This is a genomic window from Streptomyces sp. NPDC017520 (genome assembly GCF_044329855.1).
Taxonomy (GTDB): domain Bacteria; phylum Actinomycetota; class Actinomycetes; order Streptomycetales; family Streptomycetaceae; genus Streptomyces.
This window is the reverse complement of the sequence record NZ_JBIRKB010000008.1, coordinates 314,702-332,164: the sequence shown is the minus strand read 5'-3', so window position 1 is coordinate 332,164 and position 17,463 is coordinate 314,702. Positions and strand designations below refer to the sequence as shown.

The 17,463-nt window shown below is 71.0% G+C and carries 14 protein-coding genes; 4 read left to right on the top strand and 10 right to left on the bottom strand.

Annotated features, from left to right (window positions below; translation table 11 throughout):
* Positions 1-13: 13 nt before the first annotated feature.
* Genes ruvX through ACH4KB_RS21565 form a run of 4 tightly spaced genes read right to left on the bottom strand, consistent with a single transcriptional unit; the run spans position 14 to position 3,981 of the window.
* A complete protein-coding gene (gene ruvX / locus ACH4KB_RS21580) occupies positions 14-487 on the bottom strand; it encodes a Holliday junction resolvase RuvX (protein WP_178798498.1) in 474 nt (157 codons plus the stop codon).
* Positions 488-495: 8 nt separating this feature from the next.
* Positions 496-3,165, bottom strand: coding sequence for an alanine--tRNA ligase (gene alaS / locus ACH4KB_RS21575; RefSeq protein ID WP_398067494.1), 2,670 nt, complete (start codon positions 3,163-3,165; stop codon positions 496-498).
* Positions 3,165-3,512: a DUF6167 family protein gene (locus ACH4KB_RS21570; RefSeq protein ID WP_398067493.1), complete on the bottom strand. Its 348-nt coding sequence runs from the start codon at positions 3,510-3,512 to the stop codon at positions 3,165-3,167. The genes alaS and ACH4KB_RS21570 overlap by 1 nt, the downstream gene beginning before the upstream one ends.
* A gap of 7 nt (positions 3,513-3,519) precedes the next feature.
* Positions 3,520-3,981: a DUF948 domain-containing protein gene (locus ACH4KB_RS21565; protein WP_007457957.1), complete on the bottom strand. Its 462-nt coding sequence runs from the start codon at positions 3,979-3,981 to the stop codon at positions 3,520-3,522.
* 222 nt (positions 3,982-4,203) lie between these two features.
* On the opposite strand from ACH4KB_RS21565, the gene ACH4KB_RS21560 reads away from it, so the two are divergent.
* Positions 4,204-6,417: an ATP-binding protein gene (locus ACH4KB_RS21560; RefSeq protein ID WP_398067492.1), complete on the top strand. Its 2,214-nt coding sequence runs from the start codon at positions 4,204-4,206 to the stop codon at positions 6,415-6,417.
* Between the two features lie 17 nt (positions 6,418-6,434).
* Here ACH4KB_RS21560 and rpsD read toward each other — a convergent pair whose 3' ends face one another.
* Positions 6,435-7,049 carry a 30S ribosomal protein S4 gene (gene rpsD, locus ACH4KB_RS21555; RefSeq protein WP_015607373.1) on the bottom strand — a complete coding sequence of 205 codons (615 nt, stop codon included), beginning with the start codon at positions 7,047-7,049 and terminating at the stop codon, positions 6,435-6,437.
* A 188-nt stretch (positions 7,050-7,237) separates the two neighbouring features.
* On the opposite strand from rpsD, the gene ACH4KB_RS21550 reads away from it, so the two are divergent.
* A complete protein-coding gene (locus ACH4KB_RS21550) occupies positions 7,238-7,939 on the top strand; it encodes a DUF2470 domain-containing protein (RefSeq protein ID WP_398067491.1) in 702 nt (233 codons plus the stop codon).
* Positions 7,940-7,959: 20 nt separating this feature from the next.
* On the opposite strand, the gene ACH4KB_RS21545 is transcribed toward ACH4KB_RS21550, so the two are convergent.
* The 4 genes from ACH4KB_RS21545 to ACH4KB_RS21530 form a co-directional block, all read right to left on the bottom strand.
* On the bottom strand, positions 7,960-9,330 hold the full coding sequence (locus ACH4KB_RS21545; RefSeq protein ID WP_398067490.1) for a replication-associated recombination protein A: 1,371 nt from the start codon (positions 9,328-9,330) through the stop codon (positions 7,960-7,962).
* Positions 9,331-9,401: 71 nt separating this feature from the next.
* The gene (locus ACH4KB_RS21540) at positions 9,402-10,040 is read right to left on the bottom strand and encodes a vitamin K epoxide reductase family protein (protein WP_398067489.1); all 639 of its coding nucleotides are present in this window, start codon (positions 10,038-10,040) and stop codon (positions 9,402-9,404) included.
* Between the two features lie 311 nt (positions 10,041-10,351).
* Positions 10,352-11,614 carry a histidine--tRNA ligase gene (gene hisS / locus ACH4KB_RS21535; RefSeq protein ID WP_398067488.1) on the bottom strand — a complete coding sequence of 421 codons (1,263 nt, stop codon included), beginning with the start codon at positions 11,612-11,614 and terminating at the stop codon, positions 10,352-10,354.
* 15 nt (positions 11,615-11,629) lie between these two features.
* On the bottom strand, positions 11,630-12,319 hold the full coding sequence (locus ACH4KB_RS21530; RefSeq protein WP_398067487.1) for an MBL fold metallo-hydrolase: 690 nt from the start codon (positions 12,317-12,319) through the stop codon (positions 11,630-11,632).
* A gap of 149 nt (positions 12,320-12,468) precedes the next feature.
* On the opposite strand from ACH4KB_RS21530, the gene ACH4KB_RS21525 reads away from it, so the two are divergent.
* Both ACH4KB_RS21525 and ACH4KB_RS21520 read left to right on the top strand, forming a co-directional pair.
* Positions 12,469-13,260, top strand: coding sequence for a peptidylprolyl isomerase (locus ACH4KB_RS21525; RefSeq protein WP_398067486.1), 792 nt, complete (start codon positions 12,469-12,471; stop codon positions 13,258-13,260).
* Between the two features lie 225 nt (positions 13,261-13,485).
* Positions 13,486-14,715, top strand: coding sequence for a DUF349 domain-containing protein (locus ACH4KB_RS21520; protein WP_398067485.1), 1,230 nt, complete (start codon positions 13,486-13,488; stop codon positions 14,713-14,715).
* A 74-nt stretch (positions 14,716-14,789) separates the two neighbouring features.
* Here ACH4KB_RS21520 and ACH4KB_RS21515 read toward each other — a convergent pair whose 3' ends face one another.
* The gene (locus ACH4KB_RS21515; protein ID WP_398067484.1) at positions 14,790-17,423 is read right to left on the bottom strand and encodes a RelA/SpoT family protein; all 2,634 of its coding nucleotides are present in this window, start codon (positions 17,421-17,423) and stop codon (positions 14,790-14,792) included.
* Positions 17,424-17,463: the final 40 nt, after the last annotated feature.

Below are 17,463 nucleotides of genomic sequence, written 5' to 3'. Positions count from 1 at the left end.
TACCGTATCGCGATCAGACCACCACTTCGACGCCCTCACCCGGAGGATTGCCTGACGCCCGTTCGGACTCCAGAGCGTTCTGAAGGATCACCACAGCGGCAGCCTGGTCGATGACAGACCGGCCCTTCTTGGACTTCACGCCCGAGGCGCGCATCCCCTGAGCGGCCGTCACTGTGGTCATCCTCTCGTCCACCAGCCGCACCGGAACGGGTGCGATCGAGCGGGCGAACACCTGCGCGAACTCCCGGACCTTGACGGCCGCCGGGCCCTCGCCCCCGCCGAGGGAGCGCGGCAGGCCGAGGACGACCTCGATCGGCTCGTACTCCTCGACGAGTTGACGGAGCCGCCGGTGGGCGGCCGGGACGTCGCGTCCCGGCACGGTCTCCACCGGCGTGGCCAGGATCCCGTCGGGGTCGCACGAGGCGACCCCGATACGGGCGTCCCCGACGTCGACGGCGAGCCGCCGGCCTCGGCGCATCTGCGTCATCCCGCTCGTCACGCGGTCTCGGTGACGAGGCGTTCGACGGCGGCCACGGCGTCGCCGATGGCGGCCGGGTTCGTGCCGCCGCCCTGGGCGACGTCCGGCTTGCCGCCGCCACCGCCACCGAGGGTCTTGGCGGCGGCGCGCACCAGGTCACCGGCCTTGAGACCGCGCTCGCGGGCGGCCTCGTTGGTGGCGATGACGGTGAGCGGGCGGCCGTTGGCCGTGGTGAACAGGGCCACGACGGCCGGCCGGCCGCCCTGGATGCGGCCGCGGACGTCCAGGACCAGCTTGCGCAGGTCGTCGGCGGAGGTGCCGTCGGGGACCTGGCCGGTGACCAGGGCGGTGCCGCGGACGTCCTTGGCGGACTCGACGAGTCCGGCGGCGGCCGCGAGGACCTTCTCCGCGCGGAACTTCTCGATCTCCTTCTCGGCGTCCTTGAGCTTGCCGAGCATGCCCGCGATCTTCTCGGGGAGCTCCTCGGGGCGGCCCTTGACCAGCTCCTGGAGCTGGGCGACGACCGTGTGCTCCCGGGCGAGGAAGTTGTACGCGTCCACGCCGACGAGGGCCTCGATACGGCGCACGCCGGAGCCGATGGAGGACTCGCCGAGCAGCTTCACCAGCCCCAGCTGGGCGGTGTTGTGGACGTGGGTGCCGCCGCACAGCTCCTTGGAGAAGTCGCCGATGGTGACGACGCGGACCCGTTCGCCGTACTTCTCGCCGAACTCGGCGATGGCGCCCTGCTTCTTGGCGTCGTCGATGGACATGACCTCGGCCTGGACGTCGAGCTCCCTGGAGAGGACCTCGTTGATCCGCTGCTCGACGTCGGTGAGGACCGTGCCGGGGACGGCGGCGGGCGAACCGAAGTCGAAGCGGAAGCGGCCGGGCGAGTTCTCCGAGCCGGCCTGGGCGGCCGTCGGGCCGAGCGCGTCGCGCAGTGCCTGGTGCGTGAGGTGCGTGGCGCTGTGGGCGCGGGCGATGGCGCGGCGGCGGGTGCTGTCGATGGAGGCGAAGACAGGAGCCCCGACCGTCACCTCGCCGACCTGGACGACGCCCTTGTGCACGTGGACGCCGGGGACCGGCTTCTGGACGTCGCGGATCTCGATCACGGCGCCGGTGTCGAGCCGGATGCGGCCGGTGTCGGCGAGCTGGCCGCCGCCCTCGGCGTAGAAGGGGGTGCGGTCGAGGATGACCTCGACCTCGTCGCCCTCGGTGGCGGCGGGCGAGGGCACGCCGTCGACCAGCAGGCCGACGATGGTGGACTCGCCGGCGGTGGCGGTGTAGCCGGTGAACTCGGTGGCGCCGGAGGTGTCGGCGACCTCGCGGTAGGCGGAGAGGTCGGCGTGACCGGTCTTCTTGGCGCGGGCGTCGGCCTTGGCCTTGTCGCGCTGCTCCTGCATGAGGCGGCGGAAGCCGTCCTCGTCCACGGAGAGCCCCTGCTCTGCGGCCATCTCCAGGGTGAGGTCGATCGGGAAGCCCCAGGTGTCGTGGAGCAGGAACGCCTTGTCGCCGGCGAGGACCTGGCCGCCGGCGGCCTTGGTCTCGGTGACGGCGGTCTCCAGGATGTTGGTGCCGCCCTTGAGGGCCTTGAGGAAGGCGGCCTCCTCGGCGAGCGCGACCGTCTCGACGCGCTTGCGGTCGGTGATCAGCTCCGGGTACTGGAGGCCCATCGTGTCGATCACGACGTCGACCAGGTCCTTCACGACCGAGCCGGTGGCGCCCATGAGGCGCATGTTGCGGATGGCGCGGCGCATGATGCGGCGCAGGACGTAGCCGCGGCCCTCGTTGCCGGGGGTGACGCCGTCGCCGATGAGCATCACCGACGTACGGATGTGGTCGGCGACGACGCGGAGCGAGACGTCGGTTCCCTGCTCGGCGCCGTAGCGCACGCCGGTCAGCTCGGTGGCCTTGTCCATGACGACGCGCAGGGTGTCGGTCTCGTACATGTTCTGTACGCCCTGGAGGATCATGGCGAGGCGTTCGAGGCCGAGACCGGTGTCGATGTTCTTCGACGGCAGGTCCCCGAGGATCGGGAAGTCCTCCTTGCCGTCACCGGCGCCGCGCTCGTACTGCATGAAGACCAGGTTCCAGATCTCCACGTAGCGCTCGTCGTTGACGGCCGGGCCGCCCTCGACGCCGAACTCGGGGCCGCGGTCGTAGTTGATCTCCGAGCACGGGCCGCAGGGTCCGGGGACGCCCATGGACCAGAAGTTGTCCTTCTTGCCCAGGCGCTGGATGCGCTCGGCGGGAACGCCGATCTTGTCGCGCCAGATCCGCTCGGCCTCGTCGTCGTCGAGGTAGACCGTGATCCAGAGCTTCTCGGGGTCGAGGCCGTAGCCGCCGTCCTCGACGGAGTTGGTCAGCGCCTCCCAGGCGAGCTGGATGGCGCCTTCCTTGAAGTAGTCCCCGAAGGAGAAGTTGCCGCACATCTGGAAGAAGGTGCCGTGGCGGGTGGTCTTGCCGACCTCTTCGATGTCCGGCGTACGGACGCACTTCTGCACGCTGGTGACGCGCGGGGCGGGCGGCTTGACCTCGCCGAGGAAGTACGGCTTGAAGGGGACCATGCCCGCGGGGACCAGCAGCAGAGTCGGGTCGTCCGCGATGAGCGACGCCGAAGGCACGGCGGTGTGACCGCGCTCCTCGAAGAAGCTCAGCCAGCGGCGGCGAATTTCAGCCGACTCCATCAGTGGTCCTCATTCCGGTTGTTCGAGTTGTAGGGGAGCGTGCGGTACGTCTTCGCGTTCGCGGGCGGTTCGGCCGCTTCGACGGCGAAGTGCCGCTGGACGGGAAGGTCCGGGTCGACCGGCGCCTCCAGGCCCAGGGCACCGCCCAGTTCGGCTTCGCGCCGGACCATGCCGTCGCGTACGTCGAGGGCGAAGTCCTTGAGCTTGTGACCGGTCTCGATCGCCTTGTCCGCGGCCTGCGCCGCGAGGCTCTCGGGGGTCAGCTGCTTGAGCTTGCGGTTGACCTTGGTGGTGGCCCACACACCGGCGGCTGCGCCGGCGGTGAACCAGAACGTGCGGCGGAACATCGCTCGATCAGTCCTTCTGTCCGCGGGCGTTTCGGCGTTCGCGCCTGCGTCCGCGCGCCGAGGGTACGGTCCGGCCGACGATCACCGTGCGGCGGGCGGAGCCACGGCCCCGCGCCGGTTCCGGTTCGGGCTCGGGCGCGGTGCGGCGGCCGAGGGCCTGCCGTACGCCGTAGCCGAACGCGGCGACCTTGACGAGGGGGCCGCCGAAGGTGGAGGCGACGGTCGTGGAGAGCGCGGAGGCGTTGGAGGTGACCTCCTGGACGTCACTCGCGATGGCGTCGACCTTGTCCAGCTGGGTCTGCGCGGAGCGCACCGTCGCCGAGGCGTCGGCCAGCAGCGGAACGGCCTGGTCGGTCACGTCCGCCACGAGCTTGGTGGTCGCCCTGAGCGTCTGGGCGAGCCTCACCAGCACCACGGCGAGGAACGAGACCAGGATCGCCCAGAAGACGGCCACGAGGATCCCGGCCACCTCTCCACCGGACACTGTGCACCGCTCTCTGCTCGTCGCTCGGGCCCTGCCGGGCCTTGTCTCCGTCGGTCGCGTCCGGGCCTCGGCCCGGACGCCCGATCGTCGTCGTACGAGCCTATCGCGCCGCGCATCTCCTCCCCTACCGCATTCTCCGCGGGCCGGGCGGGAGTTGCCATAACGAGATTGTACGGAGAGCTTTCAAGCCAGTACGCTCCGTGTCTTATGCGACGCCTGCACGACCCCTGCCCGAATCCCGACGATCCGGACGCCCGCCCCGCGCCGGCCCGCGGCAACCTCCCGGCCGAACTGAACCCCTTCGTCGGGCGCGAGGACGAACTGGCCGAGCTGGGCGGGCTGCTGGAGGAGTCCAGGCTCGTCACCGTCGCCGGAGTGGCGGGCGTGGGCAAGACCCGGTGCGTCACCCGGCTCGCCGCGCTCCGGGAGAAACGGTACTGCGACGGGGTCCTGCTGGCCGAGCTCTCCGCCGTCCGCCACCCCGACCTGCTGGAACACGCCCTGATCGACGCCCTGGGGCTGACCGATCACACCAGCAGGCTCCCACGCGCCACCCTCGTCGAATATCTTGCCGAGCGCCGGACGCTGCTGGTGATCGACGGCTTCGAGCACCTTGTCGACGCCTGCGCCGACCTCGTCACCGAACTCCTGCGCCGGGCCCCGCGCCTCCAGGTGCTCGCGGCCGGACGCTGCCCCCTCCGGGTGGACGGGGAGCGGACGTTCCCGCTCGCACCGATGTCCGACAGGGACGCCGTGGAGCTCTTCACCGAGCGGGCGCGCGGGGTCCGGCCGGGCTGGGGGCCGACGGCGGGCGAGCGGGCGTCCGTGCTGGAGCTCTGCCGCCGCCTCGACGGCATTCCGCTGGCCCTGGAACTGGCGGCCGGGCGGCTGCGCGCCCTCTCGGTGGAACAGGTGCTCCTGCGCCTGGACGACCGGTTCCGGCTGTTGACCGGCGGTCGTCGGGGCGCGCCACCCCGCCACCAGACGCTGCGTACGGCGATCGGCTGGAGCCATGAGCTGTGCACGCCCGAGCAACGGCTGTTGTGGGCGCGGCTCTCGGTGTTCGCGGGATCGTTCGACCTGGAGGCCGCCGAGTACATCTGCGGCGGGCCGGATCTGCCGGCCGACTCGGTGCTCGATGTGCTGGACGAACTGCTCGCCCAGTCGGTGGTGGAGCGCGAGGACGGCCCGACCGGCGCCCGCTACCGGCTGCTGGACACGGTCAGCGAGTACGGGGCGCAGTGGCTGTCGGCCTCCGGGGACGCCCCGCGGCTGCGCCGGCGGCACCGGGACTGGTTCCTGGGGCTCGCGACCTGGTGCGAGCTGGACTGGTTCAGTCCGCGCCAGGCGGAGGTGGCGGCGCGCATCGACAGCGAGCTGCCCAACCTCCGCCGAGCGATGGAATGTTCGATGGAGAGCCCCGACGAGGTGCATCTGGCGCAGTATCTGGCGGGCACGCTGTGGTTCTACTGGGCCGGCTGCGGGCGGCTGTCCGAGGGACGGCACTGGCTGGATCACGTCCTGGAGGAGCCGACCCCGCACGACGCCGCACGGCTGAAGGTGCTGTGGGTACTGGGCTACGTGGCCGTGCTTCAGGGGGACGCGGTCGGCGCGATCTCGGCGCTCCAGGAGTGCCGGGAGGAGGCCGAGCGCTCCGGGGACGCGACCGCACTGGCGTACGCGGTGCACCGCACGGGGTGCCTGGCGATCGTGACGGACGACATGGAGCGCGCCGAGGAGCTGCTCCGCGACGCGCTCGGCCGGTACCGCGAGGTCGGCGAGGTGAACAGCAATGTGCTGATGGCCGAGGTGGAGTTGGCCATGGTGGTGGCGTTCCTCGGTGATCTGGACGCGGCCGCGGCGATCTGCGACGACGTCCGGGAGGTCTGCGAGGACCACGGGGAGCGGTGGGCGCTGGCGTACGCACTGTACGTCCTGGCGTACGCGGCGCTGCGGCGCGGGCATCCGGCCCGGGCGCGGCAGATGCTCGGGGAGTGCCTGACGATCGGCCGGACGTTCAACGATCTGCTGGGCACGGTGCTGTCGCTGGAGCTGTTGGCCCTGGTGACGGCGGTGGAGGGGGATGCCCGGGAGGCCGCCGTGCTCCAGGGAGCGGCGGAGGGCATTTGGCCGTCGGTGGGATTGCGGCTGTTCGGCTCGGCGTTCTACGGGCGGCCGCGGGCGGAGTGCGAGGAGCGGGCGCGCCGGGAGCTGGGGAACGCGGCGTACGAGGAGGGGCTGCGGGCGGGCCGGCGGCTGGATCCGGCCACCGCGGTAGCACGGGCCCTGGCCGGCGGCGGACCGGCCGCGGCGATGGACGGACCGGGCGCGGGCGGCGGGCCGACGGCGGGCGGATCCGGGGGAACGCGAAGGCCCGCCGCCTCCCGGATGACAGGAAGGGGCGGGCCGGAGCGCTGGTGAGAGCGGCTACGCCTGGATCAGCGGGCGTAGTACTCGACGACGAGCTGCTCGTCGCAGATCACCGGGATCTCCTTGCGGTTCGGGTCCCGGTCCAGGCGGAAGGCCAGGGCCTTCAGGTTCACCTGGAGGTAGCGCGGGGTCTCACCGTCGGTGTCGTAGCCACCCTCGCGGGCCACCTGGAAGGGGACCTTGGTGCGGCTGCGCTCGCGGACCTGGACGACGTCGTCGGGGCGCACGCGGAAGGACGGCTTGTCGACCTTGCCACCGTTGACCTCGATGTGGCCGTGGACGACCATCTGACGGGCCTGGTAGATGGTGCGGGCGATGCCCGAACGCAGGACCAGGGCGTCGAGGCGGCGCTCGAGCTCGACGACCAGCGCCTCGCCCGTCTTGCCTTCGGCCTTCTTGGCACGGTCGTAGGCGCGCGCCATCTGGCGCTCGCTGATGTCGTACTGCGCACGCAGGCGCTGCTTCTCCAGCAGACGGACCTTGTAGTCCGAGTTCTGCTTGCGGCCACGGCCGTGCTCGCCCGGCGGGTACGGACGAGCTTCGAAGTACTTGACAGCCTTGGGCGTCAGAGCGATGCCGAGGGCACGCGACTTCTTGACCTTGGGACGCGACTGGTTAGGCACGTTCTCCAGACCTCCGTTGTAGGTTAGGTTAGGCTTACCTTACTCAAGGAGATCGCATGTCTCGCCCTGGGAACACCACTCACGTCACGGACAGCACAGACAGCGGCAGCACACCAGAAGGTGCTGCTACGACGGAAGGCCGATCTGATCGTGGTCAGCCGCGTCCCAGCGGGCTTGAAAACACTCGGATGCCGTCAGCAGCCGAGCGCACACGAACTCTCGTACAGAGTACCTGCTCCGCGCTGCTCGTCGTACCGGGGCTCGATCTCGCCCGCGCCGAACCCCTGATCCCGGACAGCAGGAACGTGGGTCCCGAGGGCGACCTCTTCCTCGAATTCCCCGCGGATTCCCCGGCCGTTCGGGCCGCGACGCACGCGCAGGGCGACGAGCTGACCGCCGTGCTGGAGATCACGGACGTCGCCCCGGTCTCCGTACCGCACCGGATCCGCGGCCGCGCGTGGGTCTCCGGCTGGCTCACCTCCGTCCCCGGCCTGGCCCAGCCCGGCCGGATGATGCTGCGCCTGGAGTTCGGCGAGGCGTACGTGGACGACCTCTGGGGCGCCGAGGACATCGAGCCGGAGGACTTCCGGGACGCGGCTCCCGACCCGCTGGTCCTCCACGAGCCGGAGCTGCTCCAGCATCTGCACTCCGCCCACGACGAGCAGATGCGCACCCTGTGCGGTCTGCTGGGCGAGCGCACCGCCCGCGCCTGCTCCTCCCCCCAGCCCGGGGCCGTGCCGGTCGCCCTCGACCGCTTCGGGCTGCGGGTCCGCTTTGTCGAGGGCCTGGGTTCCTGCTTCGACGCCCGCTTCGAGTTCCCGGAGCCGGTCCGCGACGTCACCGAGCTGCGCCGCGCCATGCACACGCTCTTCGAGGCGGCCGCCTCCTGACCCAGGGGCCTCGCGATCCCCTAGGACGGCTCCGCGCCCTCGCCGGAACGGCCCAGGCGCTCGCGGACGCGCTCGACGACGTCCGCGTACCGCGCCTCGGCGCCATAGCGGGTCGGGGTGTAGTACCGCCGGTCGCGGACCGCGTCCGGGGCGTACTGCTGGGCGGCGATGCCGCCCTGCACGTCGTGGGGATAGACGTACCCCTGGGCATGGCCGAGCTTGGCGGCGCCCTTGTAGTGGCCGTCGCGCAGATGGGCCGGGACCGAGCCCGCGAGCCCTCTGCGCACGTCCTCCTGCGCGGCGGAGATCGCCAGGGTCGCCGCGTTGGATTTGGGGGCGAGCGCCAGGGCGATGGTGGCGTGGCTGAGAGTGAGCGCCGCCTCCGGAAACCCGATCATGGCCACCGCCTGGGCGGCGGCCACGGCGGTCGGCAGCGCGGTGGGGTCGGCCAGGCCGATGTCCTCGCTGGCCGAGATCATCAGCCGGCGGGCGATGAACCGCGGGTCCTCCCCCGCCTCGATCATGCGGGCCAGGTAGTGCAGAGCGGCGTCCACATCGGAGCCGCGGATCGACTTGATGAGCGCGCTGGCCACGTCGTAGTGCTGGTCGCCGTCCCGGTCGTACTTCACGGCGGCGCGGTCGACGGTCGCCTCCAGCGTCGCCAGGGTGATCTCCGCCTCGCCCGTGGCGATGGCCGCGCCCGCCGCGGCCTCCAGCGCCGTCAGGGCCCGGCGCGCGTCGCCGCCCGCGATGCGCAGCAGATGCGCCTCGGCGTCCTCGGGCAGGGTGACCGCCCCGCCGAGCCCCCGCTCGTCGGTCAGCGCCCGGCGCAGCAGATCACGCAGGTCGTCGTCGGTCAGCGACTCCAGGGTGAGCAGCAGGGAGCGCGAGAGGAGCGGGGAGATGATCGAGAAGTACGGATTCTCCGTGGTGGCGGCGATGAGGGTGACCCAGCGGTTCTCCACGGCGGGGAGCAGGGAGTCCTGCTGGGCCTTGGAGAAGCGGTGGATCTCGTCCAGGAAGAGGACGGTCTCCTTGCCGAAGCCGCCGGTGGCGCGACGCGCGCTCTCGATGACGGCCCGGACCTCCTTGACGCCGGCGGTGATCGCGGAGAGCTCGACGAAGCGCTTGTTGGTCGCCTTGCTGACCACGTACGCCAGGGTCGTCTTGCCGGTGCCGGGCGGGCCCCACAGGATGACCGAGGAGGCGCCGGCCGGACCGCCGCCCCCCTCGCCCACGAGGCGGCGCAGCGGCGAGCCCGGCTTCAGCAGGTGCTGCTGGCCGACGACCTCGTCGAGGACACGGGGACGCATCCGGACAGCGAGGGGGCTGCTGGACGGGTCCTTCTCCTGGCGGTCTTCGGCGGCTGCGGTAAAGAGGTCGGGCTCCACGTCATGAAGCCTATGCGACCCCACTGACAGCGGACCGGCCGCCGGCGCCTACCAAAGTCGTATGTGGTCGGTCAGCTGGTCCAGAAGTCCCACCAGCGGGTCAGGATCAGCATGCCGATGATCCCGATCCACATCACCGGCAGCACCCACGGGAACTCGGTGAGACCGTTCCGCAGCCAGGCCGGGGCCGGGAGGATGCGGTGCTTGACGTTGTGCGTGGTCACGTAGCAGAACATGACGATGGTGGCGACCCAGGCCAGGCAGCACCACAGGCAGAGCGAGTTGATGTTGTACAGCGACTGGTACTGGAGCCAGGTGCAGAAGCCGACGCCGAAGAGCGTCCCGGCGTTCAGTCCGAGCCAGAACCAGCTACGGAAGCGCGCGCCTGCGAGGAGCCCCATCCCGATCGCGATGACCATGCCGTACGTAACCAGGCCCAGCATCGGGTTGGGGAACCCGAACACGGAGGCCTGCTCGCTCTTCATGATGTTGCCGCACGCGACGACGGGGTTGAGGCTGCACCCGGGGGTGAAGGAGGGGTCCTCCAGCAGCTTGAACTTGTCGAGCGTGATCACCCAGGCGGCCAGCAGTCCGGCCGCGCCGGTGATCACCAGGAGCAGGGCGAGACCGCGTCCGGCCCCGAAGGTGCGCTTGCGGCCGCCCTCGTCCTGGTCGGAGGAGGGATCGTGGTCTACCGCTGCAGTCGTCATATCGCCGTTCCGTCACCGAGTGGTCAGCCGGGCACGGTCATTGTGCCGCACCCCCGCACGGATCAACTGTTCGACGGACATAAAGGTGTGCGCCCGCGAGCACTCCCCCGGGCGGGATCACGGGGTGGCGGGGCCGGGACGACGGAAGATGTACGCGCCCCCCGCACCGCTCCGGCGATGCCGACCGCGCGGGCGGCCGGAAGTCGGGTTCACCGGCGGGGATGAATCCCCTCTCGCCTGGTTGACGGCGGACAAAAGAGGCGCGGGCGCAAGGACCTGAAGTCCTTACGCCCGCGCCCCTCACGGCTCGGTCAGCCGAGGCGCTTCGTCAGCTCCGCCGCGACCTCGGCCAGCTGCACCGGGCCCTGCTCGCCGGACTCCATGTCCTTGAGCTGGACGACGCCCTCGGCGAGATCGCGCTCGCCCGCGACCAGGGTGTAGCGCGCGCCCGAGCGGTTGGCGCTCTTCATCGCGCCCTTCAGGCCCCGGCCGCCGAACGCGAAGTCGGCGGCGATCCCCGCGCGGCGCAGTTCGGTGACGACGCCGAACAGCACCCGGCGGGCCTCCTCGCCGAGCGGGACCGCGTACACGCTGGTGGTGCGGGGCAGGTCGAGCTCGATGCCCTCGGCCTCCAGCGCGAGGACCGTGCGGTCCACGCCGAGCGCCCAGCCGACGGACGGCAGCTCGGGGCCGCCGATCATCTCGGACAGTCCGTCGTAGCGGCCGCCGCCGCCCACCGCGGACTGGGCGCCGAGACCGTCGTGGACGAATTCGAAGGTCGTACGGGTGTAGTAGTCGAGGCCGCGCACCAGCTTCTCGTCGTCCTCGAAGGCCACCCCGGCGGTCGTGAGGAGCGCGCGGACCTCCTCGTGGTACGCCTTGCACGCGTCGCAGAGGTAGTCGCGGAGCTTCGGGGCGTCCGTGAGCTGCTTCTGTACGTCGGCCCGCTTGTCGTCCAGGACGCGCAGCGGGTTGATCTCGATGCGGCGGCGGGTCTCCTCGTCGAGGTCCAGGTCGCGCAGGAAGGTCTGGAGCGCCTCGCGGTAGACGGGGCGGCACTCCTTGTCGCCCAGCGAGTTCAGCAGGATCCGGAACTGGCGCAGGCCCAGCGAGCGGTACGCCTGGTCGGCGAGGATGATCAGCTCGGCGTCCAGGACCGGGTCCTCGGTGCCGATGGCCTCGGCGCCGACCTGCGAGAAGTGGCGGTAGCGGCCCGCCTGCGGGCGCTCGTAGCGGTAGTACGAGCCGGAGTACCAGAGCTTGACGGGGAGGTTGCCCGCCTTGTGGAGATTGGCCTCCAGGGCGGCGCGGAGCACGGACGCAGTGCCCTCGGGGCGCAGCGCCAGCTGGTCGCCGCCCTTGGTGGTGAGGGTGTACATCTCCTTGGTGACGATGTCGGTGGACTCACCGACACCGCGGGCGAAGAGCTCGACGTTCTCGAAGCCGGGCGTCTCGATGTAGCCGTAGCCCGAGTCGCGCAGCGGGGCCGCGATGGCCTCGCGCACGGCGAGGAACGTGGCGGAACGGGGCGGGGTCAGGTCGTACGTGCCCTTGGGGGCCTGAAAGGTGCTCACGATTACGTCTCTCGTCTACATTCCTCGGCGCGGCGCCGCGTCCAGACCGTTGAGGAACGGGTTGGAGGCGCGCTCGCGGCCGATGGTCGTCTGGGGGCCGTGGCCGGACAGCACCACGGTCGAGTCGTCGAGCGGCAGGCACACACGGGCCAGCGACTCGAGCAGCTCGGCGTGGTCGCCGCCGGGCAGGTCGGTGCGTCCGACGGAGCCGGCGAAGAGCAGGTCGCCCGAGAAGAAGACCGGCGGAACGTCCGCGGCCTCGGGCATCCCGAACGTCACCGACCCCTTGGTATGGCCGGGCGCGTGCGAGACGCCGAACTCCAGACCGGCCAGGGTCAGCTTCGAGCCGTCGGCCAGCTCCTTGACGTCGTCCGGCTCCCCCACGGTCAGCTCGCCCATGAGCGGCATCCCGATCGAGCGGCCGAGCGCCTTCTCCGGGTCGCTCATCATGTAGCGGTCCTCGGGATGGATCCAGGCGGGGACGTCATGGGCGCCGCAGACGGGGACGACCGAGGCGACGTGGTCGATATGGCCGTGGGTGAGGACGACGGCGACGGGCTTGAGCCGATGCTTCTTCAACGTTTCCTCGACGCCCTGGGCGGCCTGGTGGCCCGGGTCGATGATCACGCACTCCTCACCGGCGGCGGGGGCGACCAGATAGCAATTGGTCCCCCAGGCCCCGGCGGGGAACCCGGCAATGAGCACGATCGTCCTTAATGTTCGTCCGGAGGATGCGGCAACGGCGAAGGATGCGGCGGATCAGAGCCTACCGGCGCTCCTCATGACACAGGTAACCCATATACGGTACGGGCAACTCAGGCCCTCATCTCACGACGTAACAAGGAGCCCAACCGGTGTCCAGCAGCGAACAGCGGCGGCGGCAGCTCGCCCGGGAAAAGTTCGAGCGCCAGCAGAAGCGCCGGGAGGAGGCCCGCAGCAGGACGAGGCGCGTCACCGCGATCGTCGCGGCCTCGGTGGCCGTGGTCGCCGTCGTGAGCGTGAGCGCGTTCGTCGTGGCGGGCAAGGACGACGACAAGGACAAGAAGAGCGACGCGGCGTCGAGCCAGAGCCCCGCTCCGGAGCCTTCGGAGAGCGAGAGCAAGGCTCCCACGCCGCCGATGAAGATCGACAAAAAGGCGAAGTACACGATGTCGCTCAAGACGAGCCAGGGCGACATAGCGTTCTCGATGGACGCGGCGAAGACTCCTCAGACGGTGAACTCCTTCAAGGCGCTCGCCGACAAGGGCTACTTCGACGACACCAAGTGCCACCGGCTGACCACCCAGGGCATCTTCGTGCTCCAGTGCGGCGACCCGAAGGGCGACGGCACGGGCGGTCCCGGCTACAACATCCCGGACGAGAACCTGGACGCGCTCGGCAAGGCGGGCGCCGACGGCACGGTCGTCTACCCGCCGGGCACGGTGGCGATGGCCAATACCGGCCAGCCGAACTCCGGTGGCAGCCAGTACTTCCTGGTCTACAAGGAGACGAAGCTCCCGCCCACCTACACCCCGTTCGGCACGATGGACGACGCCTCGCTGAAGGCCGTCCAGAAGGTCGGCGAGGCCGGTGTCGAGGGCGGTGCGGGCGACGGCGCCCCGAAGAAGGCCGTGACGGTCGAGAAGGCTTCGGTCGAGAAGGGCTGAACCGTCGGGACGGGACCGACGGGACGGCGACCGGTCGGGGGGCCACCGGCGGGCGGAGCGCCGCCGGGAGCCGGAGCGAAGAATTTCAGCCGTGCTGAGTGCGGACAGCCGGGCGGCCGGTCGCCTAGATTGACGTTGTGCAGGGCGGGCGATGCCCGCCCCAGGAAACTGTGGACGATGCCCGGGGGGCGAACCCCCTCGCAGGCATCAGGTGGAGGAGGCGCTGTGAGCAGCGACCCGTGGGGCCGCGTCGACGAGACGGGCACCGTGTACGTGCGTACTGCCGAGGGCGAGCAGGTCGTCGGATCGTGGCAGGCCGGTTCGCCCGAGGAGGCTCTGGCCTATTTCGAGCGCAAGTACGACGGCATTGTGGTCGAGATCGGCCTCCTCGAACGGCGGGTGAAGACCACCGATCTGTCGGCCAAGGACGCGACGACGGCCATCGACCACCTGCGGCAGCAGGTCGACGAGCACCACGCGGTGGGCGACCTCGACGCGCTGCGCAAGCGGCTGGACGCGCTCGTCGCGACGGTCGAGGCGCGGCGCGAGGAGCGCAAGGTCCTCAAGGCGAAGCAGACCGACGAGGCCAAGCAGGCCAAGGAGGCACTGGTCGCCGAGGCGGAGGAGCTGGCGCGGAGCGAGCAGTGGCGTTCGGCCGGTGAGCGGCTGCGGGCGCTGGTGGACACCTGGAAGGGTCTCCCCCGTCTCGACCGCAAGTCGGACGACGAGCTGTGGCACCGCTTCTCGCACGCCCGCTCGGCGTTCTCCAAGCGGCGCAAGGCCCACTTCGCCGCGCTGGACGCCCAGCGCGAGGACGCCCGCAAGGCCAAGGAGAAGCTGGTCACCGAGGCCGAGGCGCTGTCCGGCTCCACGGACTGGGTGACCACGGCCGCCCGCTACCGCGACCTGATGACCGAGTGGAAGGCGGCGGGCCGCGCCCAGCGCGAGTCCGAGGACGACCTGTGGAACCGTTTCCGCGGCGCCCAGGACGTCTTCTTCGCCGCCCGCAGCGAGGTCTTCGCGGAGCGGGACGCCGAGCAGGGCGAGAACCTCAAGCTGAAGGAGGAGCTCGCCGCGGAGGCCGAGAAGCTGGTGCCGGTGAAGGACCTCAAGGCGGCCCGGGCCGCGTTCCGGTCCATCAACGAGCGCTGGGAGGCCATCGGCCACGTACCGCGTGACGCCCGCCCGAAGGTCGAGGGCCGGATGCAGGCGGTGGAGCGGACGCTCCAGGAGTCCGAGGAGTCGGAGTGGCGCCGGACGAACCCGGAGGCGCGGGCCCGCGCCGCGGGTCTGACCGGTCAGCTCCAGGCCGCCGTGGACAAGCTGCGCGGCCAGATCGACACGGCGCGCGCCCAGGGCAACAACGCCCGTGCGGACAAGCTGGCCAGGGAGCTGGAGGGCCGCCAGGCGCTGCTGGACCAGGCGCTCAAGGGCCTGGAGGAGTTCGGCGGCTGAGACGGGGCTGTCGGAAGGCCCCGGTACGCGACGCGCGTACCGGGGCCTTTCCGTTGCCGGTGTGGGACAACCCCTTACGGCCGCCTGGCCGAGGTGACCCGGTAGACGTCGTAGACGCCCTCCACGCCGCGCACGGCCTTCAGGACGTGGCCCAGGTGCTTGGGGTCGCCCATCTCGAAGGTGAAGCGCGAGGTGGCGACCCGGTCGCGGGAGGTCTGGACGGCCGCGGACAGGATGTTGACGTGCTGGTCGGAGAGGATCCGGGTGACGTCGGAGAGCAGCCGGGAGCGGTCCAGCGCCTCGACCTGGATGGCGACCAGGAATACGGAGGACTGGGTGGGGGCCCACTCGACCTCCAGGATCCGTTCGGGCTGCTGCGAGAGCGACTCGACGTTGACGCAGTCGGCGCGGTGCACGGAGACCCCGCTGCCCCGGGTGACGAACCCGATGATCGGGTCGCCGGGGACGGGCGTACAGCAGCGGGCCAGCTTGACCCAGACGTCCTCGACGCCCTTGACGACGACGCCGGGATCCGCGTTGGCACGGCGCTTGCCGCGTCCGCCGTGCGAGGGCGGAGTGGACTCGGCGAGGTCCTCGTTGGCCTCGTCGTGGCCGCCGAGCGCCTGCACCAGCTTCTGTACGACGCCGGCGGCGGCGACGTGGCCCTCGCCGATCGCCGCGTACAGCGAGGAGATGTCCGGGTAGCGCATCTCGTGGGCGAGGGTGACCAGGGAGTCGCCGGTCAGGATGCGCTGGATCGGCAGGTTCTGCTTGCGCATGGCGCGCGCGATGGAGTCCTTGCCCTGCTCGATGGCCTCGTCGCGGCGCTCCTTGGAGAACCAGGCGCGGATCTTGTTGCGGGCGCGCGGTGACTTGACGAAGCCGAGCCAGTCCCGGGAGGGTCCGGCGCCGGCCGCCTTGGAGGTGAAGACCTCGACCAGGTCGCCGTTGTCGAGCGTCGATTCGAGCGGGACGAGCCGCCCGTTGACGCGTGCTCCTATGGTCCGGTGTCCGACCTCGGTGTGGACGGCGTACGCGAAGTCGACGGGGGTCGCGCCCGCGGGCAGCGCTATCACGTCGCCCTTCGGCGTGAAGACGAAGACCTCGTTGCGCGAGAGGTCGAAGCGCAGGGACTCCAGGAACTCGCTGGGGTCCTCGGTCTCCTTCTGCCAGTCCAGGAGCTGGCGCAGCCACGCCATGTCGTTGACGGTGTCCTGCCCGCGTCCGGTGCTCCTGGGTACGTCGGTACGCACCTTGGAGGCGCCGGCGGAGGGCTCCTGCTTGTACTTCCAGTGGGCGGCGATGCCGTACTCGGCGCGGCGGTGCATGTCGAAGGTGCGGATCTGGAGCTCGACGGGCTTGCCGCTGGGACCGATCACCGTGGTGTGCAGTGACTGGTACATGTTGAACTTGGGCATCGCGATGTAGTCCTTGAACCGCCCGGGCACCGGGTTCCACCGGGCGTGGACGGTGCCGAGCGCCGCGTAGCAGTCGCGGACCGTGTCGACGAGGACCCTGATGCCCACCAGGTCGTAGATCTCGGCGAAGTCGCGGCCTCGCACGATCATCTTCTGGTAGACGCTGTAGTAGTGCTTGGGGCGGCCGGTGACGGTGGCCTTGATGCGGGCGGCGCGCAGATCGGCCTGGACCTCGTCGGTCACTATGGCGAGGTATTCGTCGCGCTTGGGGGCGCGCTCGGCGACGAGCCGGACGATCTCGTCGTACATCTTGGGGTAGAGGATCGCGAAGGCGAGGTCCTCCAGCTCCCACTTGATGGTGTTCATGCCCAGCCGGTGCGCCAGCGGGGCGTAGATCTCCAGCGTTTCGCGGGCCTTCTTCTCCTGCTTCTCCCGCTTGAGGTAGCGCATGGTGCGCATGTTGTGCAGGCGGTCGGCGAGCTTGATGACCAGGACCCGGGGGTCCTTGGCCATGGCGACGACCATTTTGCGTACGGTCTCGGCCTGCGCGGCCTCGCCGAACTTGACCTTGTCGAGCTTGGTGACGCCGTCGACGAGCAGGGCGACCTGGTCCCCGAAGTCGCGCCGCAGGGTGTCCAGGCCGTACTCGGTGTCCTCGACGGTGTCGTGCAGCAGGCCGGCCATCAGCGTCGCCGGGTCCATGCCCAGCTCGGCGAGGATCGTGGTGACGGCCAGCGGGTGGGTGATGTAGGGGTCGCCGCTCTTGCGCTTCTGGCCCCGGTGCCAGCGCTCGGCGACCTGGTAGGCCTTCTCGATCTGGCGGAGCGTGGCCGTCTCGATCTTGGGGTCGTTGCCCCGGACCGTACGCAGGAGGGGTTCCAGGACCGGGTTGTACGGGCTGGAGCGCTGTACGCCCAGTCGGGCGAGGCGGGCCCGCACCCGGTTGGAGGAGCCGCCGGTGCGGGAGGCGGACCCGGCGGTGGCCCCGCCCTTCGCGGGGGGACCGGGGGCCGGGGGCTTGGGCGCGGCGGCGGCCGGTTTCCTGGCCGGCGGCTGCGCCGGGCCCGTCGTCCCGGCCGGGTTCGGCGGCGCCTCGGGGGGCGCGGGCTTCGCGGAAGGGGCGGCCGGCCCGGCGGGCTTCGCGGCGGCCGGGGGGCGCGCGGCGTCGGCGGCGGGCTCAACGGGCGCGGGCTCCGGCGCGTTCGAGGGCGCGGCCTTTTCCGGCGCGGCGGGGGCCGCCACGGGCTTGTCGGGCTGCGGGGCGGCGGCTGACTGGGCCTCGTCTGGCAAGAGCGCTCCTCGTGCGGATCCGGGGTACCCGGAGAGCCCA

Bases quoted from the DNA above. Each gene is read 5' to 3' on its own strand.
- ruvX (WP_178798498.1), bottom strand. From the start codon at position 487: ATGACGCAGATGCGCCGAGGCCGGCGGCTCGCCGTCGACGTCGGGGAC.
- alaS (WP_398067494.1), bottom strand. From the start codon at position 3,165: ATGGAGTCGGCTGAAATTCGCCGCCGCTGGCTGAGCTTCTTCGAGGAG.
- ACH4KB_RS21570 (WP_398067493.1), bottom strand. From the start codon at position 3,512: ATGTTCCGCCGCACGTTCTGGTTCACCGCCGGCGCAGCCGCCGGTGTG.
- ACH4KB_RS21560 (WP_398067492.1), top strand. From the start codon at position 4,204: ATGCGACGCCTGCACGACCCCTGCCCGAATCCCGACGATCCGGACGCC.
- ACH4KB_RS21550 (WP_398067491.1), top strand. From the start codon at position 7,238: ATGCCGTCAGCAGCCGAGCGCACACGAACTCTCGTACAGAGTACCTGC.
- ACH4KB_RS21540 (WP_398067489.1), bottom strand. From the start codon at position 10,040: ATGACGACTGCAGCGGTAGACCACGATCCCTCCTCCGACCAGGACGAG.